At 64.4% G+C, this 25,644-nt stretch carries 21 protein-coding genes; 3 read left to right on the top strand and 18 right to left on the bottom strand.

The window, feature by feature from the left end; translation table 11 throughout:
• Positions 1-34: 34 nt before the first annotated feature.
• On the bottom strand, positions 35-805 hold the full coding sequence (locus EH231_RS05900; protein ID WP_420891953.1) for a class I SAM-dependent methyltransferase: 771 nt from the start codon (positions 803-805) through the stop codon (positions 35-37).
• A gap of 151 nt (positions 806-956) precedes the next feature.
• Complete coding sequence (locus EH231_RS05895) at positions 957-2,237, bottom strand: glycosyltransferase (RefSeq protein ID WP_090425924.1); 1,281 nt, start codon at positions 2,235-2,237, stop codon at positions 957-959.
• A 422-nt stretch (positions 2,238-2,659) separates the two neighbouring features.
• Between EH231_RS05895 and EH231_RS05890 the strand changes: the two genes are divergently transcribed.
• Entirely contained in the window at positions 2,660-3,436 is a 777-nt protein-coding gene (locus EH231_RS05890; protein ID WP_241177891.1) for a GAP family protein, read from the top strand.
• 34 nt (positions 3,437-3,470) lie between these two features.
• Here EH231_RS05890 and EH231_RS05885 read toward each other — a convergent pair whose 3' ends face one another.
• From EH231_RS05885 to EH231_RS34570, 8 genes are all read right to left on the bottom strand, one after another.
• The gene (locus EH231_RS05885; RefSeq protein ID WP_090425919.1) at positions 3,471-4,757 is read right to left on the bottom strand and encodes a glycosyltransferase; all 1,287 of its coding nucleotides are present in this window, start codon (positions 4,755-4,757) and stop codon (positions 3,471-3,473) included.
• A gap of 107 nt (positions 4,758-4,864) precedes the next feature.
• Positions 4,865-6,250: a hypothetical protein gene (locus EH231_RS05880; RefSeq protein ID WP_124712056.1), complete on the bottom strand. Its 1,386-nt coding sequence runs from the start codon at positions 6,248-6,250 to the stop codon at positions 4,865-4,867.
• A complete protein-coding gene (locus EH231_RS05875) occupies positions 6,250-7,350 on the bottom strand; it encodes a sulfotransferase family protein (protein ID WP_234939913.1) in 1,101 nt (366 codons plus the stop codon). The genes EH231_RS05880 and EH231_RS05875 overlap by 1 nt, the downstream gene beginning before the upstream one ends.
• Before the next feature lie 121 nt (positions 7,351-7,471).
• The gene (locus tag EH231_RS05870) at positions 7,472-7,810 is read right to left on the bottom strand and encodes a hemophore-related protein (protein ID WP_090425911.1); all 339 of its coding nucleotides are present in this window, start codon (positions 7,808-7,810) and stop codon (positions 7,472-7,474) included.
• 99 nt (positions 7,811-7,909) lie between these two features.
• Positions 7,910-10,777 (bottom strand): MMPL/RND family transporter, encoded by a 2,868-nt coding sequence (locus EH231_RS05865; RefSeq protein WP_124712055.1) that lies wholly within the window; start codon positions 10,775-10,777, stop codon positions 7,910-7,912.
• Between the two features lie 40 nt (positions 10,778-10,817).
• Positions 10,818-13,718, bottom strand: coding sequence for an MMPL/RND family transporter (locus EH231_RS05860; RefSeq protein ID WP_090425905.1), 2,901 nt, complete (start codon positions 13,716-13,718; stop codon positions 10,818-10,820).
• On the bottom strand, positions 13,715-14,125 hold the full coding sequence (locus tag EH231_RS05855; RefSeq protein WP_090426314.1) for an MmpS family transport accessory protein: 411 nt from the start codon (positions 14,123-14,125) through the stop codon (positions 13,715-13,717). The genes EH231_RS05860 and EH231_RS05855 overlap by 4 nt, the downstream gene beginning before the upstream one ends.
• A gap of 528 nt (positions 14,126-14,653) precedes the next feature.
• Positions 14,654-15,574, bottom strand: coding sequence for a hypothetical protein (locus tag EH231_RS34570; RefSeq protein WP_090425902.1), 921 nt, complete (start codon positions 15,572-15,574; stop codon positions 14,654-14,656).
• A gap of 254 nt (positions 15,575-15,828) precedes the next feature.
• Here EH231_RS34570 and EH231_RS05845 point away from each other — a divergent pair, with 254 nt between their 5' ends.
• On the top strand, positions 15,829-17,124 hold the full coding sequence (locus EH231_RS05845; protein ID WP_090426311.1) for an adenylate/guanylate cyclase domain-containing protein: 1,296 nt from the start codon (positions 15,829-15,831) through the stop codon (positions 17,122-17,124).
• On the opposite strand, the gene EH231_RS05840 is transcribed toward EH231_RS05845, so the two are convergent.
• Genes EH231_RS05840 through EH231_RS05805 form a run of 8 tightly spaced genes read right to left on the bottom strand, consistent with a single transcriptional unit; the run spans position 17,121 to position 24,794 of the window.
• Complete coding sequence (locus tag EH231_RS05840; RefSeq protein WP_124712054.1) at positions 17,121-17,606, bottom strand: Dps family protein; 486 nt, start codon at positions 17,604-17,606, stop codon at positions 17,121-17,123. The two genes, EH231_RS05845 and EH231_RS05840, sit on opposite strands and share 4 nt — an antisense overlap.
• 59 nt (positions 17,607-17,665) lie before the next feature.
• Positions 17,666-19,444, bottom strand: coding sequence for a DUF2339 domain-containing protein (locus tag EH231_RS05835; protein ID WP_090425896.1), 1,779 nt, complete (start codon positions 19,442-19,444; stop codon positions 17,666-17,668).
• Positions 19,445-19,487: 43 nt separating this feature from the next.
• Entirely contained in the window at positions 19,488-20,141 is a 654-nt protein-coding gene (locus EH231_RS05830; RefSeq protein WP_124712053.1) for a response regulator, read from the bottom strand.
• Positions 20,138-21,301 carry a MacS family sensor histidine kinase gene (macS, locus tag EH231_RS05825; protein ID WP_090425891.1) on the bottom strand — a complete coding sequence of 388 codons (1,164 nt, stop codon included), beginning with the start codon at positions 21,299-21,301 and terminating at the stop codon, positions 20,138-20,140. Before macS ends, EH231_RS05830 begins: the two co-directional genes overlap by 4 nt.
• A 57-nt stretch (positions 21,302-21,358) precedes the next feature.
• Entirely contained in the window at positions 21,359-22,216 is an 858-nt protein-coding gene (locus tag EH231_RS05820) for a sulfurtransferase (RefSeq protein WP_090425888.1), read from the bottom strand.
• A gap of 10 nt (positions 22,217-22,226) precedes the next feature.
• Entirely contained in the window at positions 22,227-22,979 is a 753-nt protein-coding gene (locus EH231_RS05815; RefSeq protein ID WP_090426309.1) for an amino acid ABC transporter ATP-binding protein, read from the bottom strand.
• A 17-nt stretch (positions 22,980-22,996) separates the two neighbouring features.
• Positions 22,997-23,899 (bottom strand): amino acid ABC transporter permease, encoded by a 903-nt coding sequence (locus EH231_RS05810; protein ID WP_090425885.1) that lies wholly within the window; start codon positions 23,897-23,899, stop codon positions 22,997-22,999.
• Positions 23,900-23,906: 7 nt separating this feature from the next.
• Complete coding sequence (locus tag EH231_RS05805; RefSeq protein ID WP_090425882.1) at positions 23,907-24,794, bottom strand: ABC transporter substrate-binding protein; 888 nt, start codon at positions 24,792-24,794, stop codon at positions 23,907-23,909.
• Between the two features lie 207 nt (positions 24,795-25,001).
• Here EH231_RS05805 and EH231_RS05800 point away from each other — a divergent pair, with 207 nt between their 5' ends.
• The gene (locus EH231_RS05800) at positions 25,002-25,592 is read left to right on the top strand and encodes an HdeD family acid-resistance protein (protein ID WP_090425880.1); all 591 of its coding nucleotides are present in this window, start codon (positions 25,002-25,004) and stop codon (positions 25,590-25,592) included.
• The last annotated feature ends 52 nt before the right edge of the window (positions 25,593-25,644 follow it).

Genomic DNA, 25,644 nt, shown 5'->3' with positions numbered 1-25,644 from the left:
CAGGTGAGAGTCGATTCCGCTGGTTGTCGCCGGGTCAGGAGCGGCTGGCGACCGCCACCGTCGGGCCGAGTCCACGCCGAGTCCGGAACTCGACCGTGATGGACGGGTCGGCGTGGTGGCCCAGCGCACGCAGAGCCGACGGGCTGTAGGCGCGGAGCGAACTGATGAATCCGTCGTGTTGCAACGGAGAGATTCTGATGAGCGGCAGCACCACCGCCAACAACGCGATGTGCACGGGTGCCGGCGGCCTGGGAAGGTCGACTATCAGGAGCTTCTTCGCTGCCCGGGTGCCTGCCGCGAAGACTCGGGCGGCGAGCTCAGGGGGCAGGTGGTGCAACGACAGAGCGAACACCGCGAGGTCGTAATAGCCTTCCGGCGCATCGATTTCGGTGGCATCCATTTCCCGCACCGTGGCGCGGGGGTGACTGCCGAGGTCGCCTGCGGCCATACCCGCGACAAACGCGGGTTCGATGTCGGTGACCGTCACCTGCGCAGTGGGATGCTTGTCCAGTAGCTTGCGCGACAGCCCGCCGAGGCCGGCGCCGAGCTCGAGGATCTTCGGTGACGGCACCTCGGCCACCTCGCGAAGCACCATCCGGGCGCACTTGTCGTGAATACCGATCCCACGCCGTCCTCCGGCGCGGTCGAGTGAATCCATGACCTTGCGCTTCAGATCGTCGACGTCGTCGCGATCCAGGTACTCGAGCCGATCGGTCTGCAAACGCCGGTCCAGCCAGGAAGCGTCTGGTCCGCCCCGGGGCATGTTCGCAATGTCGCGGGTTCTGCTATCCACGTAGACCATCATGGATCATCGCGGTCATGATCCGATCAGAAGTCGCAAAATGCGATGGGTGCTGCGGCCGCCCCGGGTTGGGGCCAACGCTCGATCACTCACAGATCCAAGAGTTTTCGCGCAGAAGCCGCCTGGTCGATGGCATTGACTTGCGCCGGGACGATCAGCCCACTCGCCTGAGATGGGCGAACTTTTCCAGCAGGTCGGCGGTGGCTGCAACGCTCTCGGCCGGTTTGGTCATCTGGGTTGCGACTTCTCGGGCGCGAGTCGCATATTGCGGCTCGAGGATCGTACGCAGGTCTGCGACCAACGACTTTTGTGTCGTGGCTGAAAGTCGCCGGGCGGTCCCCACTTTCAACCGCTTGATCCGGGCTCCCCACAGCGTCTGATCCAGATCGGTCGACAGGATCAATGTGGGGACGCCGGCGCGTAGACCCGCGGCGGTGGTGCCCGCACCACCGTGGTGCACCACCGCACGGCAGAGGGGAAAGGCGGCCGCGTAATTCATGGTGTCCACCACTTTCACGTGGTCGGGATGCGGGACGTTGCTGAAGTCACTCGCGCCGGCACACACCACCGCCCGCTCACCCAACTCCGCACAGGCGGCGCCGATCATCGCCAGCGTGTCAGCGCCCGAATCGACCGGCATGCTGCCAAAGCCGAAGCAGATCGGCGGTGTCCCTGCGGCAATCCAGGCAGCGATCTCGTCATCGGTATCTGTCGGCAACTCCATTGTCAGCGCACCGACAAAGGGCCTTTGTCCATCCCATTTGGCCCATTCGGCGGCCAGCCCGGGAAAGTAGATCTCGTCGTAGGCCTGGATCTCCAGCGAACCACGCTCGGCCACCCTCCATGCGGAAGGGCCGGTGGCCTTCGGTAGGCCCAGTTCCCTCCGCTGCGGATCCTCGAGCCGTTTCATCATCGGCCAACTCAACCACTCCGACACCCTCATCATCGTGCGGGCCAACCGCGCCGGTAAGGCGGGAACGAGCTGGCCGTTGGGCCGTAGCGGAAACACATGCAGCATGGCGAACGGAATGTCGCAGGCCTCCGCGACGTTGCCCGCAGCCTCCTCGCCGATCACGCCGGTGAACAGCAGATCCGCCCCATCCGCCAGTGACGTCAGCGTCTTGCTGACCTCCTGCCAGTACTGGTCGAAGAGATGCCATTCCTCGCGCAACAACCCGGCCAGATCCCGCACTCTCCAGAAGTTCTTCCAGAACTTGCGCAAGAAGCGTGCCCAGAAGTCGCGGTTCAGGTCTTGCCATACACGCACATCGGGCCCGCACGCTATGGCTGTCGGACCAGCCGTCTCGACGAACTCAACCAGATCGGGCGAGACCGCCATGCGTACGTCGTGTCCGCGACGCAACAACTCACGGCCTACCGCGACACCGGGCTCGACGTCACCTCGAGTCCCGTAGAAAGCCAGCACAAATTTCATCGCGGAGACCTCGAACCTTTCAGTTGTCGCACCCTTGGGGTGCCAGAGACATCGGTCATTATCCCGATCCCCTGTCAGTTCCGGTCCAAAACTGAGCACGTGCTCGGGACGAACCTGCGCAAGGGTTCGACGGGCATCAGATGGATCCATCAGTCGATGGGTGTCGACACCATATTCCCGGGCAGGACGCCTGGCAGCTCCCAGATCGCCGGAGGACGGGTCAGTTACCGGCGCATCGGTCTCGCCGTCGGGCGCACCCGTCCCACGATCAAACCGGCACGACGGCAAGTACTCTCGGCGCCCATCGGCAGGTGTCCGCTCCCCGTACCCGACCCTCATCCACGCTGGGCAAACAACAATCAAGATCACCAGGGTTGCGAAAGCTACAAAATACAAACAAACAACAGGTAGTGTCCCGGGCCGTGTGGGGCTCACTGTTCGGGATGGCGATTGTGATGGCGTTCAATCCCGCCCTGCTGGCCCTCATCCTCCTTGTGATCTCCCGTCCACGTCCTGTGCAGAACCTTCTGGTGTGCTGGATCGGCTGTCTCACGACGAACATTCCGGCTCTGGTGATACCGGTGATGTTGCTGCACCGCGCGCCGATGTTCAGCCCTCAGGCCCCTGCTGCCAACGCCGCGACCCGGCACATACAGCTCGGCATGGGTGTGCTCGTGCTGTCGGTCGCCGCGCTGATCGCAGTGCGTTTCTGGGTGCGTCGGCGAGCGCAGGTGCCGGCACCGAGCGGCAACGCACCGGGCCAGTTGCTGGAGTCCGAGAAGCCGGCCCCGATCTCTTCGCCTTTTGCCGGCATGGAGGAGGCGACGGAGGGTAAGTCGGCAATCCGGCGGCTATTCGGGCGTCTTCAAAGAGCCTGGGACAGTGGCGCTTTGTGGGTCGCCCTGGTCTGCGGCATGGGATTCCTGCCCGGTTTCCCATTGGTCCTGTTCGTCACGACCACCGTCGTGTCCTCCGGGGCCTCGACGGGCACGCAGATCATCGCCGTCATCCTGTTCGTCGTCGCGATGTTCGCGGTTTTCGAAGTCGCCGTTGTCAGCCACCTGATCGCTCCGGTGCGCACCCAGGCGGTGCTGCAACCGGTGCACGACTGGGCGCTGGCAAATCGCCGCCAGGTGATGATCGGCATCTTTGTCATGATCGGGTTACTGCAGGTGGTAAAGGGATTGGGCATCATCTGAGTTGAGCCCCGATGCTCACCCGGCCGCGTGAGGGCTACCCGACGTCGGTCAAGAAGCCTTGAATGGCAAAACGCTCCAGGAGATCCGCGGTGTTGACAACACTTTCGTCCGGTCTGGTCATCTGAGTAGCGACCTCACGGGCCCGGGCAACATACTCGGGATCGAGAATCGTGCGCAGGTCGGCGACGAGTGATTCGCTGGTGACAGCCGAGATACGCCGGCCTAGACCAACTTTCAGCTGTTTGACACGAGCTGCCCAGATCGCCTGATCGAGGGCCGTCCAGTACACCAGCATGGGGACTCCTGCGCGCAGCCCCGCGGACATGGTGCCCATGCCACCGTGGTGAACGAGCGCGCGGCAGGCTGGAAACACGGCCGCGAAGTTCATCGTGTCCACGACTTTGACCCGGTCGGAATCAAGGGCCTGGCTGAAGTCGCTCGAGCCGGCGCACACCAGTGCCCGCTCACCCAGTTCCGCGCAAGCGTTCTCGATCATGGCGAGCGTGTCGGAGGGAGACCTGACCGGGGTACTGCCGAAGCTGAAGAAAATCGGCGGAGTTCCCGCGGCAATCCACGCAGCGACTTCGTCGTCGCCTGCCGTTGTCAACTGCATCGTCAGTGCTCCGACAAAGGGCCTTTGGCCGTTCCACTTCGCCCATTCTGTGGCCAGTCCGGGAAAGCAAACCTGGTCGTAGGCTTGAATTTCCAGTGATCCGCGCTCGGTGATCCGCCGCGGCGAGGAGACTGTCGCCTTACGCAAGCCAAGCTGACGGCGCTGTGCATCGTCGAACTTCTTCACCCCGCGCCAGTTCACCCACTCGTACACCATCAGCGCATAGCGCCCCAAAACCGGCGGCAGGAATCCGAGCATCCGGCCGTTGGGGCGCACCGGTGAGACGTGCACGGTAGCCAACGGAATACCGTAATACTCTGCGACATTCACGGCAGGCGGCTCGAAATTCAGAAACGTGATGAGCAGGTCGGCCCCGTCGGCCAGCGACTTCAACGTGGCAGAGATCTCCTCCCAGAACTGGACGACGGACTCCCCGATCTCGCGCATCTCGCGCCACAGGTTGGCCAGTTCGCGGACCTTCCAGAAATTGCCGAAGAATCGGATCCAGAAGTCTCGATGTGCATCCGACCAGACCGCGGTGTCCGGCCCGTATGGGACCGTCGGAAGGCCGGCCGCCTCAGCGAAGGCGACCAGGTCCGGTGAGACTGCCAAGCGGACATCGTGGCCGCGGCGCAGCAACTCGCAACCGACCGCGACACAAGGTTCCACATCGCCGCGAGTGCCATAGCTCGCCAGCACCAACTTCATAGCGCTTCTTTCGACATGAGATCTCCGGTCGACCAGTTGCGAACAACGCTGTAGCACCGGATGTTCGGGGTCGAAACATAAAGGGTACCCACGGTTTTGCGCGTACGTCAGTGAATTTCGCCAGTAAGGCCGAAATCAGTCAGCGTTTTCGCGGCCAGTTCACGCAGAGCGCACGTGGTGTTCTCCGCGCCGGGCTGATAAGCACCGATGCTGATGAAGATCTTGCCGCTGATGCGTCCAGAGAGGATGACAGCGCGGCCCCCTGTTCGCTCTAGCAACTGCCGCGATTCTTGTTGCCCAGTGGTGCGGGCGTTGGCGAAGGCAGCTTCGGTGCCGTCGGCCTGGCTGATCAAAGAGCTCAAATCACCGAGGTGAGAAGCAAACACCGGCTGGTCGGGATCGGCCGGCGCCCTGGCCACCATCTGTTTCAGCATTCGCTTCGGCATGAATGACGGCAGCCACAGGAGTTGCTTGGACTCGTCTGGTGTCTCTTTCAACGTTCGCAGTGTCTGCTTGATGGCAGCCCGGATCTCACGCAGATCGGTTGCGGACTGTGTCGGGTCGACGGTGACGCGGGCGTACGAGAGTGCCATCGCGCGTGTGTCGTCCTCATCGGTGCGGTCGCTGATCGGAATCTGAAGTGTGACGGCGCCGTCGGTCGCGCGTACGCGCCCGATGCGTTCCCCGAACTTGGCAGCGAAGGCCGCGGCCAGGGTATGACTCGCTCCGCCTAGAGCCTCCGCTCGCGCGTCCCAGTCATCCAGGTCGACGAAGATCGTGAGGGCCGGCACGAGGACGACCTCATCGGCGCCGACCGCCTTGGCCGGCTCGGGCCGTGGTACCGAAGAACGGTTTTCCCCAGCTGCGGCGCGGGTCTGTTTTCGGGCCGATTTCACCGCACTGACAAGCGCCCGAGCCGCATTCGGCACGTCCCGGGCCGTCTGTCGGGCATCTTGCCCCAACGCACGCATTCGTGTTCGTGACAGTGGCGGGGGGTACCCGAGATCGCGTGTCTTACCCACGGCCCCTTCGACTATGACGAGCGCGAGACCGAGGCCGTCGATCAGGTTGTGCGAAAGTACCAGGCTGATCGCGGTCGAGCCGTCATCGAGGGGAAGGACACCGATGTGCCAGCCCGGACCCGACTCCGCATTGACCGGAAGTTGCGAACGTTCATCGACCCAGTCGCTGAATTCAGTACGCGGGCGGGTGGACTCGGCGATGTCGACGTCCGACGGTCCGGAATCTGCGACCCACCGATGCCGGGCGATCGGTAGCGCCGGGCGTTCGATGCGACGACCCAACAACCCCCGGCCGAGAAAATGATGGAAACGGCGTAACCCATCGAGATCGACAGCACGGTCATAGAGCCACGTGACCTGGATGACCACGTTCATGCCGGCAGCGTGATGCTCTGCCAACAGCGCTTCGTCTGCCAATGCGAGCCGATTATCCGGTCGTACAGGGCGTTTGGAGTTGCGGAGCGGTCCCATCAGGCCCAAGTTCCCCGGCGCCGGTGAGCCATCGCAACGACCTCGTAGCGGAACTTCAGGATCGATGGCCGGATGAATCGGTTGAGCTTGTGCAGGCGCTCGGAGTTCTCGAACACCTTCCGGAAACCCTGTTCGCTCGCGCGATACTCGGCATAGACGCGGTCCAGCACAGACTGATCCAAGGGCTCGTCGCGCGCCGCCGCATGCAACGCCTCGTAGACGGTAGAAATCCAGTCGGTGCCGAAGGTTTCGTTCACCGGGCCGGTGCGCCGCTGGCGGTGAAGGTCCGGTGTGAGGAACTCCTCGATGGCGGCCTCATCACGCGTCTCCAGATCGATCCCCAATGCCACCGAAATCCGTTTCACCTCCCGACGCCAGTCATCGAGGAGGTTGGCGTACTCGACGAACACGCGCGGTACGTCGCGGGTGTCTCTCTCGGCCAACAAGTTGAATTTCAACCACAGCGCGCTCCCGAGCTCAGGCAACGTCAGGAAGTCCGCCGCACCCGATGCGATGACCTCCTGCGGGGGGCGCACCATGTTCACGACCGCGATGTCGAAGCCGGCCTGCCGCGCGGCCTCGAACCACAAACCGGACAGCAGCGTTATCTGCAGATCCTTGATGAGTACGAGCGGCGCGGACGGCAGCGTAGAAAGAAACTGTCCGATCTTGTTGATGCAGGCGGCCTTCTGGTGTTCATCGAGTCCGCCCTCCTCCTGCAAGCGGAATGACGTGTCGAACACGGCGCTGCCATGGCTGCGCAGAATCGTGTTGTTGAGATGAAGGGACGCCCGCGGCTCCCAGTAGCCACGCGGGTTGCGCGGGTCGGCGCCCGACAACCCGGCCGGGAGCGTGGCACCACATAGGGACAACACCCGCGTGACCGCCGACGTTCCGGATCGAGGCACACCCAACACGAACAAGGCGACGGGGCGGGCCCCGGACTCACTGCGTCCTGCGGTGTTCACGAGAACAACTCCGCGAACGCCCCAACGTTCGACGATGATCCGTTGAGGAATGCGGCTGCGTCGAATTGGTCGATGTTCGCAGTCGCTGAATACCCGCAAGGAGATCCTGCGCTGCGCTTCGCGGCGCTGCATCGGCTCTGACTCATGACGGCAGAGTATTCGGAGATGCGCTGGCGCCGTAGCGAATTGCCGTATCTAGGCCCCGCAGGCCTCTCCCCAGCCGGAACCAGAGATGGTAGCGCCCACCTCAGGATCAGAAGTTGTTGCAGGTATTGAAAGCTTGCTCGATGGTGCCGAGGTACGGCTGAAACATCGGAGCGGCGGCCACATCCTGGGCCGTCCTCGCCCGCTTGTCCGGTGGGTCGGCGATGAACTGACGCAATCCGCGCTGCAGTATCGGCGATTGGTCGAATGCCTGACGGACTTGGGGATCTTGCGCATCGAGTGCCGACACCAACTGCGGGTAACTGCATGTCGTGTTGATCGCGGAGTCCAAATTGGGCCCTGCGGATGCCACACCGGCTCCGGCGGTCAAGGACAATGCCAGCCCTCCGAGCCCGACAGCCAGTCTGGTCAACGACGGACGGAACATATACAAACTTCCTCCCTACCATTGCTCCCGACCGCTCCGACTGTAATCGGGTCGGACCGATCTCACCCATGAATTGCCCATGTCGACCACAACACGAAATCAGGCCTCCTGCTTGACCAGTGGACCGGCGGGGATGGTCACTGGGCCCAGGACCGCACTGGCCGGCCGTTGCCGGACCCTCAGCGGCCACCAGAACCACCGACCGAGCAGCGCAGCGATGGCAGGCGTCATGAATGCACGTACCACCAGGGTGTCGAACAACAAACCGAGCCCGATCGTGGAACCGACCTGTCCGATGATGCGCAAGTCACTCACCACCATGGACAACATGGTGAACGCGAACACCAGGCCTGCCGTCGTCACCACCTTGCCCGTGCCGCCCATGGCCCGGATGATGCCCGTATTGATCCCCGCGCCGACCTCTTCCTTCATCCGCGACACCAACAGCAGGTTGTAATCAGAACCCACCGCCAACAGGACGATCACCGACATCGCCAAGACGAGCCAGTGCAATTCGATGCCGAGGATGTGCTGCCAGACCAGCACCGAGAGGCCGAACGCCGCACCCAACGAAAGCGCCACGGTGCCAACGATCACCAACGCGGCGACCAAACTCCGCGTCACCACCAGCATGATGCCGAAGATCAGGCAGAGCGCCGCGACACCCGCGATCAACAGGTCGAATTTTGAACCGTCTCGCAGATCCTTGTATGTCGCAGCGGTTCCGGCGAGGTGGATGGAAGCGTTCTGCAGCGGCGTCACCTTGATCGCTTCCTCGGCCGCCGTCCGCACAGCATCAACCCGGGAGATGCCCTCGGGAGTTCCGGGATCACCCCGGTGCGTGAGGATCAGCCGGACAGCCTTCCCGTCGGGCGAGAAGAACAGGCTCATCGCCCGTTGGAAATCCTTGTTCGCGAACACTTCCGGGGGCAGATAAAAGGAGTCGTCGTTCTGGGCGCCGTCGTAGATTTTGCCCATCGCGCTGGCGTTCGACGTCGTCTCATCCATGATGGCGATCATTCCGGACATGGTGCTGTGCATTGTCAGCATCATGGCTCGCATTGACTTCATGATCTCGATCATCGGCGGCAATTGGGTGACGAGCTGCGCCTGTAACCCATCGACCTTCACCAGGTTATCGAGCAGTTTGTGCATCTGAAGGCTGAGCTGGTCGGTGCTATCAAGCGCATCGAACACTGATCGAATGGCGAAGCAAATGGGAATGTCGTAGCAGTGGCCTTCCCAATACAAGTAATTGCGTATCGGCCGGAAGAAGTCATCGAAATTCGAAACGGTGGCCATCAGATCATCAGTAAGTTCGGCAGTCTCCCCGGTCACCTCGACCGTGTTGTGGGTGATCGAGCCGATCAACTTCATCAGATTGTGAGTGCCCTCCATCTGGGTGATCATTCTCTGCATGTCGTCCGCCTGCTTCAACATGCCATTCATGCGATCTTTCGCGAACGGCACGATCTGTCGGAGGCCGGCACTCTGCAGGCTGATCTGAAATGGTATCGACGTGCGCTCGATCGGGCTGCCCTCAGGCCGGGTAATGCTCTGCACCGTGGCAATCCCGGGGACCGCGAAGATCTTTTTGGCCAGCTTGTGCAGAACCAGAAAATCCGTCGGGTTGCGCATATCATGGTCGGCTTCGAGCATCAGGATGTCTGGCGTCATCCGCGACTCGGGGAAATGACGCTCGGCGGCCGCATATCCGACATTGGCGGGGATGTCTTGGGGCACATACAGCCGGTCGTCGTAGCTGGTCTGATATCCGGGCAGGGCGAGAAGTCCGACAAACGCCACCGCGCACGCCCCGGCAAGAATCGGCACCGGCCATCTCACCACCGCCGTGCCGACCCCCCGCCACCGGCGGACCATGAGCTTTCGCTTCGGTTCGAACAGCCCGAACCGGCCGCCGACGGCGATGACGGCCGGAACCAGCGTGACGGCCACCGCGACGGCAACCGCCATGCCTATAGCGGAAGGAATGCCCATCGTCTCGAAGTACGGCAACCGGGTGAAGCTCAGGCAGTAGATGGCGCCGGCGATCGTCAGACCTGAAGCCACCACCACCTTGGCCACACTGCGATAGGTGGTGTAGAACGCGGTTTCGCGGTCTTCGCCGGCTTGACGTGCCTCGTGATATCGCCCGATGAAGAAGATTCCGTAATCGGTACCGACCGCGATTCCGAGCGATACCAGGAGATTCACCGCGAATGTCGACAGCCCGAGAATCTGGTGATCGCCGAGGAATGCGACGACTCCCCGCGCCGCCTGCACCTGGATTCCGACCATGGCCAGCAGGAGAACAACGGTGATGACCGAGCGGTACACGAATAGGAGCATCGTGCAGATCACCACCAGCGTCACCAGCGTGATCTTCATGATCGACGTATCACCGGCGTGGTTCATGTCGGTGATCAACGGGGAAGGACCCGTGACGTAGGCCTTCACCCCCGGCGGCGGGACCGTCCCCGCCACGATGTTCCGGACCGCTTCCACAGATTCGTTGGCCAGGGCCTGTCCCTGGTTACCCGCGAGATTCAGCTGGACGTAGACACTCAGATCATCGGCACTCTCGACACCCGACGCGGTGAGTGAGTCTCCCCAGTAATCCTGAACGTGCTGCACATGTTTCGTATCGGCTCGCAGCTGACGAACCAAGTCGTCGTAATACCGGTGCGCGTCTTCACCGAGGGGTTTGTCACCCTCCAAAACGATCATCGCGACGCTGTCGGAATCGGATTCGCCGAACACCCGCCCCATGCGCTGCATCGCCTGAAACGACGGCGCATCCTTGGGAACCAGCGATACAGAGCTTTCCCGCCCGACTTGTTCCAATGACGGAACAGCGAAGGTCACGACGGCGATGACCGCCAGCCAGCCGAGGATGATCGGCACCGACAGCCGATAGATCACCCGTGCGATCAACGGCGGCCGGTCGCTTGTGTGCCGACTGCTCATGCGGCTTTCACCGCACAGAAGGAAGACGCATTCATGGCTGTCAGCGCTCTTCTCTCTGCAGGATCGACCGCACAAGCTGGCCGCGGCCGGAGGGGCGCGCTGTTGCACTGAGCGGCCGTGGATGCACCCGTTGCGGCCACCAGAACCACCGCCCCAGCAGCGCGGCGATCGCCGGCGTCATGAATGCGCGTACCACCAGGGTGTCGAACAACAGACCGACGCCGATGGTGGCACCCAACTGCCCGATGGTGACCAGGTCACTTACGACCATCACCAACATCGTGAACGCGAACACCAGGCCGGCAGCTGTCACCACCTTGCCGCTGCCGCCCATGGCCCGGATGATGCCGGTGTTGATCCCGGCGCCGATCTCCTCTTTCATCCGGGATACCAGCAGCAGGTTGTAATCAGAACCCACCGCCAACAGAACGATCACGGACATCGCCAGCACCACCCAGTTCAAGGGCATACCGAGGATGTGCTGCCAGATGAGCACGGAAAGCCCGAAGGCCGCGCCCAGTGAAAGCGCCACCGTGCCGACGATGACCAGTGCGGCGATGAAGCTCCGCGTCACCACCAGCATGATGCCGAAAATGAGGCAGAGTGCGGCGACAGCCGCGATCAGAAGGTCGTATTTGGACGCTTCGACCAGGTCTTTCACCGACGCTGCGGTGCCCGTGAGATAGATCGAGGCATTTTGCAGCGGCGTGCCCTTGAGCGCTTCTTCGGCCGCGGTTTCGATCGGGTCGACCAACGACATGCCCTCAGTCGTCGCTGGGTCGCCTCGCTGGGTGATGAGCATGCGGGCCGCTTTCCCGTCCGGTGACAGGAAGATGTCCATGACGCGCTGGAAGTCCTTGTTGTCGAAGACTTCCGGAGGCAGATAGAAGGAGTCGTCGTTCTGGGCAGCGTCGAATGCCTTGCCCATCGCGGTGGCGTTGTCGTTCGACGTCGCCATTTGATCCATGATCCCGGACATGGTGCTGTGCATCGTCAGCATCATGGTTCGGGTGGATTCCATGGTCGAGATCATCACCGGAAACTGAGCGGCCAATTGCGGCAGAATTGCGTCGAGTCGATCGAGGTTGTCAACCAGGCTGACCATCTTGACGGTGATTTGGTCAATCCCGTCGAGTGTGTCGAAAACCCCTCTGATCGACGAACATATCGGAATCGTGTAGCAGTGCGGTTCCCAGTAGAAGTAGTTCCGGATCGGTCGGAAGAAATCGTCGAAGTTCGCAACGTGATCGCGCAGTTGATTGGTCACCGTTTGCAGCTCGTGGGTATCGGCGACCATTTGATGCGTGGTGCTGACCATCTCTTCCGTCAGTGCTTGCATGCGCTTGACGATGGCAATCGTTTTCGTCATGTCGTCGGCCTGCACCAGCAGGTCGTCCATTCGATCCTTCTGGAACGGCATCAAATGGGTTTGAGACGCGTTGCTCATGCTGAGCATGAACGGAATCGTGGAGTGTTTGAGTGGCTCACCGGCGGGACGGGTCGGGGCCTGGACCATGGCGACTCCCGGCACGGATTGCACACCCTTGGCCAGTTTGTTCAAGACCAGAAAGTCGATCGGATTCCGCATGTCGTGGTCGGCCTCGACCAACAGAATGTCGGGCGCCATCATCAATGACTGGGGAAAATGTCGCGTCGCTGCCGCATAACCCACGTTGGCGGGGATGTCCTGCGGGATGTAATTCTGGTCGTTGTAGCTCGGCTTGTACGCGGGAAGCGCCAGCAGGCCGATGAGCGAGACCGCGCACGTCGCGATGAGAATGGGCCCGGGCCACCGGACGACCGCAGTGCCCACCTTCCGCCACCGACGGGTGGTGAGCTTCCGCTTGGGTTCGAACAGCCCGAAGCGGCTACCCACGGCGATGACTGCGGGGACGAGTGTGACGGCCACCAACACGGCGGCAGCCATGCCCACGGCAGTGGGAACGCCGAGAGTCTGATAGACCGGCAGACGGGTGAAGTGCAGACAGAGAATCGCCCCGGCGATCGTCATGCCGGAACCGACGACCACCTTCGCGACGCTGCTGAACGTCGTATAGAACGCCGCCTCTTTGTCCTCGCCGGCCTGGCGCGCCTCCTGATAGCGCCCCGTGAAGAAGATGCCGTAGTCGGTTCCCGCCGCGATCGCGAGCGCCACCAGAAGATTGACGACAAACGTCGTGATACCGATGACCCCGAGACTGCCGAGAAACGCCACAACCCCTCGGGCCACCGTCAATTCGATGCCGACAACCAGCAGCATGAGAATGACGGAGATGATCGACCGATAGACAAGCAGCAACATCACGAAGATGACCGTGAGGCTCAACGAGGTGACCAACCCCACCGTCCGGTTGCCTGCCGGGCCCAGATCCGCGGCGAATGCCGCCGGTCCCGTGACATAGGTCGTGATCCCCTGCGGCGCCGGTATCCGGTCCACGATCGCGCGCATCGCCTCAACGGACTTGACCGCCGAGATGTCCTGGTTGCTGGTGAGAGTCACCTGTACGTATGTGGCCTTGCCGTCGACACTCTGCGCAGCGCCCTGGGTCATCGGGTCGCCCCAGAAGTCCTGGACGTGCACGACATGCGTGGTGTCGGCCTTCAACTGACGAACCATCTCGTCGTAATAGCTGTGTGCAGCGTCGCCGAGCGGTTCCTCGCCCTCAATGACGATCATCGCGACCGCGCCCGAGCCGGCTTCGCCGAATAGTTGCCCCATGCGCTGCATCGCCTCGAACGACGGTGCGGCGATGGGATCCATCGCTACCGGGTGCTCTTTCTCCACCTGCTCGAGCGACGGAACTGCGACGCTCAGGATGACGGTGATCGCCAACCATCCGAGGATGATCGGCACCGACAGCACGCGGACCATGCGTGCGATGAACGGGCGGCGCCTGGCTACGGGCAACGGCTCCGTTATCGGCTCACTGTCCGTGCTCATGCGGCCTTCAGCTGACAGAAGGTGAAGGCACTCACGCCAGTCCGGACCTTCTCGTCCTTCACCTCGTCGCCGACGAGTATGCGACATCCGATCGAGTCAGCATTGCCTTGCGCGGAGATGTTTCCCATCGCCGTCGCGTCCGAGATCGGGAAGTCCATCGACCATGGCAGCGGCGCATCCCTGACGAGCTTCGGCTCGGCGTCGGCATCGAAATAGCTGATGGTCGCCAGCGTCCCCGGAGGGCCGAACACCTCGTAAACCAGGTGTTTGGGGTCGTGGGGTCGCTTCTCCTCACGTTCGGCGCTCGTGTACGCGGGGCGGCTCTCGCTGCCGAAGACGCCGTGCAATCGCGACACGGTAAATCCGCCTGCGACTCCCACCACCACCAGCACCAGCGGAATCCACAGCCGCTTCAGGATCCTGAAAATCGCGAGTTCCTCCGACTGTCTTCCGTGTCGACACCCTGGTGGGTGCGCGAACATGCATTTGCAGATCGGATGCGAACGATCGGGCCTCGGACGCGGTGACATCCCAGGCCGGACCCTGCACGAAGCTCCCGCAAACGTGCGGCGCCCGTCGATGAGCGCAACCGATCCCGAAGAGTAAACCATGCCGGTGCGTCAATTTGTCGCAAACGAGTCAGTTGACCGGAATCGGTTCAACGCCTTGGCAATCGCTTCGAAGCCTCCACCGCTGGCACACCAAGCGAGACCGCTGCCGACTACCGCTGTTCGAGCACTTCGCAGCCTATGCGCTCGGCATCCGCGCTGGGAGGTAGCTATGAACTTTCTATGAAAGGACCACGAAATGCGCCATTCCCACGCGCGCTTCGACGGAGGCAACCTCACGTCGATGAATCCATCCGACACTCGCGCCGGCACCATTCACCCACCCCGGTCACCCGGGTTCAGGTGCTACCGGATTTCTGAATGCGTCTAGGGCAGGAATCGGGCGATCTGCGGCGACGGGAGTGTTTGCGCGGCCCGGGCCTGGCGGAAACCGACCACACCGCCGGCCGCCGTCATCAGCACCATGCCGCCCAGTCCGGGCAGCACCGCCAACAGGAGGTCGCTGGTGCTGGCCGTTCGCAGATAGTCGGCATAGCCGAGCCGGAACGACTCTGGCACGGCCGGTACCGAAAGTTGCTGCGCTGCCGGGGGTTCGGACCTGGGCGCCGGAACGATCGGAGCACTCGGACCGGCGGGCGGAGCGGCCGCCGGTGGCGCCGACGGCACGGGGGCCGGGAGCGCCGGAACCGGAGGGATGGCCACCGGTGCGGGGGCGACCGGAACGACCGGCGCCGCAGGTATCGCCGGGGCCGGCGCAGCCGGGGCCTTGGGCGGGGCCGACCGGATCACGATTGCCCGGCTGCTCGGGGCGGTGGGCACGGGCGCCAGATTCGGGGCCCTGCCGATGTTGGCGTTGGTCGGCACTCCTCCGCCGCCTCCGCCACCACCGGTCACGACGGCCGAGGGCGCCTGCCCGGTCCCGCCGGTCACGACCGCGGAAGAAGGAGCCTGCCCGGTCCCACCGGTGACAGCTGCCGACGGAGCCTGCCCGGTCGTGCCGACGCCCGTCGACTGCGGAGCCTCGGCCGTCGAAGCGGAACGGGCGGCCGAAGGCGCCGGCGCCTCGCTTGCGCCCACCTTGGCCTTCGGCCCTGCCGACGCATTCGGCCCGCCGAGGCTGCCACCAGATTTCTTGGACGCACCGGTTCGCTGGTTACCGACCTTGGCGCTGTGATCGGACTTCTTCTTCTTTTCCTTGTGATCGAAGATGTCCAGGACGTCGATGTCGATACCGAACAGGTGAGCCGAGGCCACCCCGGTACCGAGCACGCCCGGCCCGGCGACCATGGCGCCACAAGCGATTGCACAGCCAGCTGCGGTGTACCGCATCCATGACCGGTCCACGAAGGAGTCCCCCCAGAAGAGATCGGCGGCAGAAGTGCCACGCTCACTGGAACAAGTTCCCATTGTGACATACCGGGATCTGATCGGGTTTGCTGGACCATGCCGTTGAGAGCAGCACGGCCAATGTCGACCGGCCGGGTGGCCGACGGCGATACGCTTTGTTCGTGGTGGTCAGCGAGTTCCGCCGCCCGGTGTGTATGCCCGAGGTCGCGTTGGACAACCGCGTGTCGGCCCGCACTCGGCATTACGCCGAGTGCATATCGAGCCGTCTGCGCGTTTTGACCATCGCGACGTGGATCGCCGCCGCAGTGTCGGGAGGGTTCGGAATCTTCCAGCTGGCCCTGGGCGGGCCGATGTGGCGGCTGGCCTTCGTCAACCTTGTTTCCGCAGTTCTGTTCCTGCTGGTGCCCCTGCTGTACCGGTTCGGCGAGCTGATCGCGCCACTGGCGTTCTTCCTCTTCGCGTACGTGTCGGTGTCGGTGATGTGCTTCGCGATCGGCACCGGCTCGGGCTTGCAGTTCTACTTCCTCGTCGCGGCGTCGCTGGCGGTCCTGGTGTTCGGAATCGAGCGCATCGTGCTGGCGGGGACGCTGGCGGCCCTGGGCGTGGCCGCCACGATCGTGCTGGAAGTCCTGGTTCCCGACGACCGGGGCGTCGGGCCGCCGTGGGCACTCACAGCGGGCTTCGTGAGCTCCGCCGTATCCGCCGCGGTGATGGTGTTTGCCACGGTCTGGTTGTCGCTGCGCGAAATGTCCCGGGCCGAGCAGGCCATGGAAGCCGAATATCAGCGTTCCGAGCAGCTGCTGGGCAACATCCTGCCGACCACGATCGCCCAGCGACTCAAAGAACCGTCACGCACGATCATCGCCGACAAGTACGACGACGCCTCGATCTTGTTCGCCGACATCGCCGGATACACCGAACGCGCCAGTGACATCACCCCGACAGACCTGGTGGGTTTTCTGGACCGGCTCTACACCGATCTCGATGCGCTGGTGGATCGTCACGGCTTGGAGAAGGTCAAGACCAGCGGTGACTCCTACATGGTGGTGGCCGGGGTGCCCAAACCACGTACCGATCACATCGAGGCGCTGGCCTGCCTGGCCCTCGACCTGGCCGACGCCGTCGCCGACCTCAAGGACCCGCGAGGCCGGGCCGTGCCACTGCGCATCGGTCTGGCCGCCGGTCCCGTGGTCGCCGGAGTGGTCGGGGCCCGCAAGTTCTTCTACGACGTCTGGGGCGACGCGGTCAACGTCGCCTCACGCATGGAGACCACCGACGTGGCCGGGCGAATCCAGGTGCCGCACAACGTCTACGAGCGGATCAGCCACGCGTTCGTGCTCGAGGAACGCGGCGATGTCGAGATCAAGGGCAAGGGCCTGATGCACACCTGGTATCTGGTCGGGCGCCGCGACGACGAGGCGGTCCGCACCCGGCTGGAGAATGCCAGTCCGATGCGTACCGCCTCGATCGTGCCGCCTGCCGGTGTTTAGACCTTGCGGTTCTCCGACTTGATCAGCCATGCCAGCTTCTCCAGTCCATCGATCAACTGGTGCAGGATGTCGGCGGTGGTGGGGTCATGCGCATCCACCGAATCGTGCACCCCACGCAGGGTGCCCACCGTCGCGTAGATCCGCGTGGTGATGAGGTCGACCACCTCGTCGGTGCTGCGCTCGTAGGCGGGGAACTCCGGAAGCGTCGTGTCCGCCACGACCGTGTCCGACCGTCCGTCCGGGACGGCGTCCAACGCACGCATCCGTTCGGCGATCGTGTCGCTGCCCTCCCTGGCAAAATCGACGACCTCGTCGAGTTGCAGGTGCAGGTCGCGGAAGTTCGTGCCGACGACGTTCCAATGCGCCTGCTTGCCCTGGAGCCCGAGCTCGATCAGGTCGACGAGCACCTGCTGAAGATGACCGCTGAGCTCCGGTGCGGCCTGGTAACCCTGGATATCGGATTCGTTTCGACGTGTACTCATGCCATACACAACGACCGCTATTCTGGAATCAATCCAGATTAGCGAATCTGTGGTGACGCTCACAGCGGCTGCCGGCCGGCCACCTGGTCCTGCTGATTGAGCAGGCGCGCATATCCTGCGCCCATGCCCAGCAGCGCCAACCCGACGACGATGAACACCGCGACCCGGAACATCCCGTCGAGGGTCCCCAGGTCGAAAAGGAACAGTTTCGCCATGGCGGCGGCGACGAGTGCCATCCCGCAACCGATCGGCAGCGATCGTTGCGCCCTGGGCCGCCGCGCCGCATAGCCGAGCAACCCCGCCGCCACCGCGATCCAGCAGATGGTCGCCACCATGTGGCCGCCGAAGAACCCCGCCCCGGTGCCGCCGATGGCAACGCCGGCGGTGACGGTGAACACCGTGACCGCATACCCGGCCGCCGCAGCCCCGGCCACCCACACCAGCCGGGCCACCTCCTCATCCGCCTCTCCGTCGGCCGACCACGCCCAGGAGATGGCGACGGCCGAAGCGATGGCCAGAACACTGCCGATCAGCACCGAAATCGTAAGCCCTGCAGACAGTTTCGTGGCTTCGATCAAGGTGTCGGGACCGGCGGAGCCGAGGTAGATGGCGCCGCCCACCACCGCCAGGCCTACGGCTATCCACCGTGTCACGCCGTGCCGGCGGCCGGCCACGGCGACCACGGAGGCCATCGCCAGCAGCAGCGGCCCGGCCACCGGCCCGTCGAAGGCCACCAGCACCGAGATCAGCGCGGCGACGGCCGCGAGCACCGACCACACCTGGCAGACCACGGCGCTCACCCCGGGCACACGGTCGCCGACCGCCACGATTGCCACCAGGGCCGCCGCCAGCGCTGCCGCCATCAGGGCTGCGATGACGCGGTCGACGGCAGCCGCCACGCAGAGCACCGGCAGGACGCCGCCCGCCGCCAGAACCGCCGTCGCCGCCGGCCTGGTGGTCCAGCGCAACACCAGCACTCCACCCGCCAACGCCAGTACTGCCGCGAGCCCGCAGGTCAGCGCGAGCACGAGGTCGTGCCGCCCGTCGATCGAGGTCGCGGCCAGCGCGATCAACAGCGGCAAGGTGGCCGCCGCGGTGCGCGCGGCATACAACCAGGCCCAGTCCCGACCGAACTGGACCGGCAGCGCGGCCGCCGACAGGGCCAGCATGAACCCGATCAACAACAAGGTCACGCCGTCTGTGACCACCGGTGCCAGGCCGATCAGCGGCACCAGGACCAACAAGCCCAGTTGCTCGGAGTTCCACCGGCGCGCCAGCATCAGGCCGCCGCCACCGATTGCCGCGGCCAACGCCAGACCGACCGGCGCCGACACCCAGTCATAGATCGTCGTCAGGGCGATCACGTCCATGTACGCGGCGGCAACGCCCGTCGCGGCCAACGCGATCGCCCCGACCCGACCACCCGGCCGGCGATAGAGCCACCACCCGACGCCGACGAGGCCTGCAGCCAGAACTGCGCCCGCGGCAACCCTGAACTCCGGTCGCAGAATTCCCGCCTGCGCCGCCAGCACCAGCAGCAGCACCACACCGGTGAGCGTCACCGTCACCCCGGCCACCGCGAGCGCCTTGCCGATCCAGCCTTCCGACCGTTCCGGACCGATTGCGGGTGCAGGCCGCGGTGCTACGGGGGCGGTGACCGCCGCCTGCGATGTTGAGACGACCGCAGCCGCAGGCAACGGAGGAGGCACCGGCACCGGCGCCTGATCCAGCAGGCGGCCCAACTCCCCCAGATCCGCCGAAACCCGGTTCATATAGGCCGAGATCGCGGCAAGATCCGACGACATCCGGCCGATGACAACGCGATGAGGTTCGCTCATGCGGTCATCGTGGCAACAAAACCGGCTGCCGTGATGAGTAGGACTACTCGTCGAGGCCGTGTTCGATCGCGTAGCGGGCCAATTCGACCCGGTTGGCGACCTGCAACTTGCGGAACGTCGCCTGGACATGGTTTTCCACCGTGCGGTGGCTCAATGACAGGCGGGTGGCGATCTGCTTGGCCGTCAACCCTTTCGCCACATGGCGCAGCACCTCGGTCTCCCGCTCGGTCAGGCTCGGAGTGGCCGGTCCGTCGTCAGGCCGCTGAGCGATGCGCCGGTACTCGCCGAGCACCAGTCCGGCCAGCCCCGGGGTGAACACCGCACGCCCCTCGGCAGTCGCGCGTACCGCCTCGGTCAGCTCGGCCTTGGACGCGCTCTTCACCAGGTACCCGGTGGCCCCGGCCTTCACCGCCTCCAGGACGTCGTCACGCTCGTCGGAGGCCGAGAGCACCAGAACCCGTGACGACGGCGACGCGGCGAGCACCTCCGCGGTGGCCGTGGCACCGCTGCCGTCGGACAGGCTCATGTCCATCACGACCACATCGGGCATCACCACCCCGGCGCGCCTGCGCGCCGAAGCGACGCCGTCGGCGGTGGCCACCACGTCGAACCCCTCGTCGGCAAGGTCGCGGGCCACCGCATCACGCCAGATCGGATGATCATCGACGACCATAACGGTCAGTGCAGTCTCGGTCATGGCTGTCCCTTCCCACCCTTGTCAACGGCGGCGCGGCCCGGGCGGGGCAGCGTCAGCTCCCACTCCGTGCCGCATCCCGGCGCGGTGTGCAACTGCGCCCGGCCGCCCAGCCAATCCATCCGGCCCACAATGGATTTCGTGATTCCCACATGACCTTCACGGGCCGCCTCGGCCAGGCGCCCGTCACCGATGCCCACACCGTCGTCGCGGATACTCACCGTCACCGAATCCCCCAGGTCTTCGAGCAGGACGAACACCTTGGCGTCGGGCCCGGCGTGCGCGGCGGCGTTGTCCAGGGCGTTGCTCGCCGCGGCGAACAACTCATGGGCAGCCCCGTGCTCGAGCAGCACCGGCTCTGCCGGCAAGCTGACCGATACACGATCCGAGGCGCGCGCCCGCAGCAACGCGCCGATGTCGGCGGCCCCGCCGGTGTGCACTTCCGGGTCGGGCGCACTGACCAGCCTGCGTAGGGCACGCTCCTGCTCCCCCGCGAGTTCGGCCAATTGTGCTGTCTCGCCCCCTATCTCGCGTCCCCGCCGCGATACCAGGGCCAGCACTTGGATGGCCCCGTCGTGTACCCGGCGCGACAATCGCTCCCGCTCCTCCAGCGAGGCGGCCAGCCGCACTGCGCGCTCCAACTCGGCATGGGCGCGGCGCGCGGTCTGCGCGGCCATCCCCACCGCCAATCCCACCGCCAGTTCGATCACGATGGTGGCATTGCGGCCCAGATTGATGCTGACGTAGCCCTTCAGCGCGGCCGCCGCAGCCATCACCGCCAGCCCGGCCGCCATCCCCCCGACCGGGCCGAATTGCAGTGCCGCCGAGATGGTGGCATTCGTCGCCCACAGTGTGGTCGGCCACGACTGGTTGTCGGCGATCCAGTGGTCGGAGGCCACCAACTCGGTGGACAGCATGAGGGCCAAGACCACGACGACCTCGGCGATTACCCACGACGGACGGCGACCGAAACCCTGCAGGTAGGCGACCGCGCACGCGATGCTCCAGGCGATCAGTACGGCGCACAGCACACCGGCGAGCACCGGACGCGCCAGGTCGTCGTTGATCGCGATCTGGAACCCCAGCGCGTACAGACAGCTCAGCAGCCGAAAGATCTGCGCGGCACGCCACAATGGCGTGACCGGGTCGGGGCGGCGCTGCATTGGCCCAGCATAAAGTTGCCGCCCGGCGCCTGGGCGCAGCGATTTCGCGCGTCGCGGCTACTGCTCACCCCGGGCCACGGGCCGGTCGGGGTTCGAGGCCCATTCCGACCACGACCCGGGATACAGCGCTGCGTCCACCCCGGCTGCGGCCAGCCCGGCCACCGCCAGCGCCGCCGTCACCCCCGACCCGCAGTACGCGCCGACGTCGGCGCCGCCGGTCGCGCCCCGGTCGGCCAGCAGCGCGCGAAGCGGGCCGTCCGGGAGCAGCGTGCCGTCCGCGGAAAGCAGCTGGGTGCTGGGCAGATTGACCGCTCCGGGGATGTGGCCGGCCACCGGGTCGACGGGTTCGACGTCCCCGCGGAACCGTTCGGGCGCCCGCGCGTCCAGCAGCACGTCCACGGCAGACTGCGCCGCTTCCGCGGTCAGGGTTCGCAGCGCTCCGTGGTACAGGTCGTCGTGAACGACGTCCACGTCGCCGGGTTCCGGCGTGACCGGGCCGGATTGCAGGCCCTCACCCGCTGCTGACCAGGCCGACAGACCGCCGTCGAGGATGCGGACGTCGTCGATCCCGGCCGCGGTAAGCACCCACCAGGCCCGGGCAGATCCAGCGCGGTTCCAGTCGTCATAGACGACGGTGGGCACACCGTTGCGCACACCCCAACGACGGGCCGCGGCCTGCAGGTCGGTTCCCGACGGCAGCGGATGACGCCCGCGACCGGTGACCCGGTGGTCGGTCAGGTCGTCATCGAGTGAGACGTAGACGGCGCCGGGCAGATGACCGCTGAGATAGGCCTGTTCACCGTCGGGCTCGGCCAGCGTCCACCGCACGTCGAGCACCGTGACCGGAGCTCCCGAGGCGATGTGCTCGCGAAGCTCACCAACCGTGACGAAGACGTCATTGCGTGCCGAAACCACACGATCGACGCTACATCACCTTCGACAGAAACTCTTTTGTACGTTCATGTTTCGGGTTGGCCATCACCTCGCGAGGATTGCCGCTCTCCACGATGACGCCGCCGTCCATGAAGACCAGCTTGTCGGCCACCTCGCGGGCGAAACCCATCTCGTGGGTGACCACCACCATCGTCATGCCCTCGCCCGCGAGTTTCTTGATCACCGCCAGCACCTCACCGACCAGCTCGGGATCCAGTGCCGAGGTCGGCTCGTCGAACAGCATCAGCTTCGGATTCATCGCCAGCGCGCGGGCGATGGCGACCCGCTGCTGCTGCCCGCCCGACAGCTGTGCGGGATACGCGTCGGACTTCGCGGACAACCCCACCTGATCCAGCAGGTCCTTGGCGCGAGCCAGCGCCGCATCCTTCTTCACCCGCTTGACGTGGATGGGTGCCTCGATGACGTTCTCCAGCGCAGTCCGGTGCGGGAACAGGTTGAAATGCTGGAAGACCATGCCGATGTCGCGGCGTTGCCGCGCGGCGTCCCTCGGGGCCATCTCATGCAGCTTGCCGCCGCGCTCGCGATAGCCGATCAGTTCCCCATCGACGTAGAGACGGCCGGCGTTGACCTGCTCAAGATGGTTGATGCATCGCAAGAACGTCGACTTGCCCGAGCCGGATGGACCGACCATGCACAACACTTCGCCCCGGCCGACGTCCAACGTCACGCCCTTGAGGACGTTAAGGGCGCCGAAGTTCTTGCACACACTCTCGGCCCGAACCATCGGTTCGGCGACGACGGTCAATTCGTCACTCCCATCTGGGCTTTGGCCAAGGCCTCAAGTTGTTTGGAGGTGAGCTTGCGCGACGCACCCCGCGAGAAGTGCCGCTCCAGGTAGTACTGCCCGATCATCAGGACGCTGGTGATCGCCAGGTACCAGGTGGAGGCCACCAGCAGCAGCGGAACCGGTTCGAACAGCGCGACCCCGATATCTTTTGAGCGACCGTACAACTCGAAGCTGTAGGGAACGGCGGTGACCAGTGACGTGGTCTTCAGCATGCTGATGAACTCGTTGCCGGTCGGCGGGATGATGACGCGCATCGCCTGCGGAAGAACCGTGCGGCGCATGGTCATTCCCCACGACATGCCGAGCGCGACCGATGCCTCTGTCTGGCCTTCGGGCACCGAGATCAGGCCGCCCCGGATGATCTCGGCCATGTAGGCCGCCTCGTTGAGACCCAGGCCGAGTACCGCCAGCCAGAACACATTCGGATCCGACAGGCTGAACTCGAAAAGCCGTGGGCCGAACGGTACCCCGATCTGAATGTTCTTGTAGATCACCGGGACAAGCCCCCACAGCACCAATTGCACGTAGATCGGTGTGCCGCGGAAGATCCACAGATACGTCCAGGCCACGGCCTTGAGGACCGGATTCGGCGACAGCCGCATAACGGCGAGCAGCACGCCGAGAACGAGCGCCAGGATCATCGAATAGATGGTCAGTTGCAGCGTGTTCCAGGCAGCTTGCGAGATACGTTCGTCGAAGAGGTACTTCGCGTAGGTCTGCCACCCGTAAGCCTCGTTGGTGGCCGCGCCATAGATGAACAGCCCGAGCAGGACGAGGATGACGATCGCCGCCACCCACCGCCACGGATGCCTCAGCGGAACAGCGTCGATGGCGGGCGGCGGCGATGCATCAGTCATCGGCGGCTCAGCTGATTGCACCGTTGACGACCGGCTTCTCGATCATCCCGTTCTCGGCACCCCAGTTCGCGGCCACCTGCTTGTAGACACCGTTGTCGATCAGGTGTTGCAGAGCCTGCTGCAGGGAGGCCGCCAGTGGCGAGCCCTTCTGCACCGCCCAGCCGTACGGGGCGGAATCGAACACCTCCCCTGCCGCCTCAAGCTTTCCGTTGCTCTGCTTGATCGCGTACGCCGTCACCGGCGAATCGGCCGACATGGCGTCAGCCTGCCCGAGCATGACCGCACTGGTGGCGGCAGTCTGGTCGTCGAACTTCACGACCTGGATGGCAGGCTTGCCGGCCTTGACACACTTCTCACTGCGCGCCGGTAGTTCGTCGGTGTCCTGCACCGTGGCCGTCTGCACCGCGATCTTCTTGCCGCACGCATCCTCTGGGTTGATCCCCGCACCGACCTTCTGCGCCCACGCGGAACCGGCACTGAAGTAGGTCACGAAGTCCACCTGCTCTTCGCGCTTCTTCGAGTCGGTGAACGAGGACATGCCGACGTTGTAGTTTCCGCCCTGTACCGACGGGATGATCTTGTCGAACAACGACGCCCGGTACTCCGGGGTAAGGCCCAGCGTGGCGGCGATCGCATTCATCAAATCGACGTCGAAGCCGATGATCTGCCCGGCGGGATCCTTGAACTCGTTGGGCGGGTAGGACGGGTCGGTACCGACGATGAGTTTGCCGCTCGACTTGATCGGCTCCGGCAAGGTGTTGGCGATCGCGTCCACCTTCTCAACCTTTGCCGCGGTCGTCGTCTTGGTTTCGGACCCACCGGATTCGGTATTGTTCGCGCAGCCCGACATCACGAGCGCACCGCTCGCGGCAACCACCACCGCGAAACGCCACATCTTGCTTCGTCGGGGACGACATCCAACAGTCACGGTTGCCTCTTCTCTCTGTCTTCGGCTGGGCTCGGGCTATCCCAAAACGGAGACGTTAACGGCCTCCGGCCGGGGATGCAGCGCCGGTAACGGAACCTTAACGAGCATGCTTCAGCGCCACAGCCGTACCGTAAAATCCGTGTTCAGGGCAGCTGTATGTGCCAGACTGCGACCATGGAAACCACCGCTGCCCCAAGCTTGTTGCCGCACCTGTGGAAGACGGCATTGGTCACCGGCATCCTTGCCATCCTCCTCGGAATCCTCGTTTTCATCCGTCCCGGTGCTGCAATCTTCGTCACCGCCATCTTTTTCGGCGCTTATCTGTTGATCACGGGTATCTCGCAGCTCGTACTGGCGTTCAGCATCCGTTCGTCGGTCGGTGGCCGCGTGTTGCTGTTCATCGGCGGCGCCGCGGCACTCGTGCTGGCCGTCCTCTGCTTCATGAACCTGGACAATTCGATCGAGCTGCTGGCGATCTGGATCGGTGTCGGGTTCATCTTCCGCGGCGTCGCTACGGCGATGTCGGCCATCGGGGACCCCACCCTGCCTGGGCGTATCTGGGAGATCATCCTCGGCATCGTCAGCGTCCTCGCCGGCATCATCATGTTCGTCGCCCCGTTGGAGGGTCTGGTCGCACTGACTCAGGTCACCGGCATCATCCTGATCGTCGTCGGGGTATTCGAGGTCATCTCGGCCTTCGGAATCCGCAGCGACGCCAAGAAGCTCAAAGCCGCAATCTCACACCAGGCGCCTCCGGTGACGTAAGACACCGGTCAAGGTCGGCGCCTGGCCCGCAACCATCTACTACACTCCGTCG

The sequence above is a fragment of the Mycolicibacterium nivoides genome, from assembly GCF_003855255.1.
GTDB classification, from domain to species: Bacteria; Actinomycetota; Actinomycetes; order Mycobacteriales; family Mycobacteriaceae; genus Mycobacterium; species Mycobacterium nivoides.
The sequence above is the reverse complement of the archived record's forward strand: the minus strand, read 5'-3'. Positions and strand labels throughout refer to the sequence as shown.